This window comes from Dietzia sp. DQ11-38-2 (assembly GCF_014145055.1).
Classification (GTDB): Bacteria; Actinomycetota; Actinomycetes; order Mycobacteriales; family Mycobacteriaceae; genus Dietzia.
This window is the reverse complement of the sequence record NZ_JAALDW010000384.1, coordinates 1-1652: the sequence shown is the minus strand read 5'-3', so window position 1 is coordinate 1652 and position 1652 is coordinate 1. Positions and strand designations below refer to the sequence as shown.

Annotated in this window: 1 protein-coding gene and 1 pseudogene; both read left to right on the top strand. The window is 71.0% G+C overall.

Annotated elements, in window-relative coordinates; all coding sequences use genetic code 11:
• Window positions 1-73 precede the first annotated feature (73 nt).
• Window positions 74-1450: a phosphomannomutase/phosphoglucomutase gene (locus G6026_RS12775; RefSeq protein ID WP_107758003.1), complete on the top strand. Its 1377-nt coding sequence runs from the start codon at window positions 74-76 to the stop codon at window positions 1448-1450.
• Window positions 1443-1652, top strand: a pseudogene (locus G6026_RS12770) (hypothetical protein); the annotation flags it as partial. The gene G6026_RS12775 and the pseudogene G6026_RS12770, both read left to right, overlap by 8 nt.

Sequence of the window (1652 nt, the reverse complement as noted above, 5' to 3'; positions counted from 1 at the left end):
GGCCGGGTGGGAATGCGGCGGGTAGGGTCGACGGATGACACCGTCCGACCGCCTCTCATCCCTGGAGCAGCACGTGCCACGCACCGCCGAGTCCGTCCGAGCAGTCATCAAGGCCTACGACGTCCGCGGCGTCGTGGGTGAGCAGATCGACGAGGATTTCGTCCGCGAGGTCGGCGCGTCGTTCGCCCGGCTGATGCGCTCCGAGGGGTCGGGCACCGTCGTGGTGGGCCATGACATGCGGGACTCCTCCCCGGCGCTGTCCAGGGCGTTCGGCGACGGCGTCACGTCCCAGGGGCTCGACGTGGTGACGATCGGCCTCGCCTCGACCGATCAGCTCTACTACGCCTCCGGGATGCTCGACTGCCCGGGCGCCATGTTCACCGCCAGTCACAACCCGGCCCGCTACAACGGGATCAAACTCTGCCGGGCGGGCGCCAAGCCGGTCGGTCAGGAGTCCGGCCTCCGCACGATCGCCGACGAGCTCGTCGAGGGTGTACCCGCGTACGACGGTGACGCCGGCACGGTCTCCGAGCGTGATGTCCTGGACGGGTACGGCGGGTACCTGCGTGACCTGGTCGACCTCTCGGGCATCCGACGTCTCAAGGTGGCGGTCGACGCCGGCAACGGGATGGGTGGCCACACCGTGCCCGCGGTCCTCAGCGGCCTACCACTGGAGATCGTGCCCCTGTACTTCGAGCTCGACGGCAACTTCCCCAATCACGAGGCCAACCCCCTCGAGCCGGCCAATCTGGTCGACCTCCAGGCGTTGGTCCGGGAGAGCGGAGCGGACATCGGCCTCGCCTTCGACGGCGACGCGGACCGCTGCTTCGTGGTGGACGAGCGGGGTGAGCCGGTCGCCCCGTCGGCCATCACCGCGCTGGTGGCCGGGCGTGAACTCGACAAGGAGCCCGGCGCGTCCATCATCTACAACCTCATCACCTCCCGGGCCGTCCCCGAGCTGGTCGAGGAGAAGGGCGGCGTGGCGGTCCGGACCCGCGTCGGTCACAGCTTCATCAAGGCGCAGATGGCCGACACCGGTGCCGTCTTCGGCGGTGAGCACTCGGCGCACTACTACTTCCGCGACTTCTGGGGGGCCGACTCGGGGATGCTCGCCGCGATGCACACCCTCGCCGCGCTGGGGGAACAGGACGCCCCGCTCTCGCAGGTGATGGCGGAGTACACCCGGTACGCCGCGTCGGGGGAGATCAACTCGACCCTGGACTCCGCGGAGGCGCAGGTGGCCCGCATGGAGGAGGTCGTCGACGCGTTCGCCGGTCGCGCCGTGTCGGTCGACCGCCTCGACGGGGTCACGGTCGACCTCGGGGACGGCGCGTGGTTCAACCTCCGGGCCTCGAACACCGAACCGCTGCTGCGTCTCAACGCGGAGGCGCCCACCAGGGAGGGCGTCGCCGCAGTCGTCGACGAGGTCCTCGCGATCGTCCGTGCCTGACCTCACCAGCGACACGGGGGCGGGCCGGGTCGATCTGGACGACGCCGAGGCCCTCCGCTCGTCCGACGCCACCGGCGCACTGCTCCACGCGTCGATGGCCGGTGCCCAACTCCGGTCGGTCGCGACCGCCGTGGACGCCGGGGCCCTGGAGGGCCTGGTGGGGTTCCGGCCGCGGTCACTCGTCTGGGTCACCGGGCGGTCG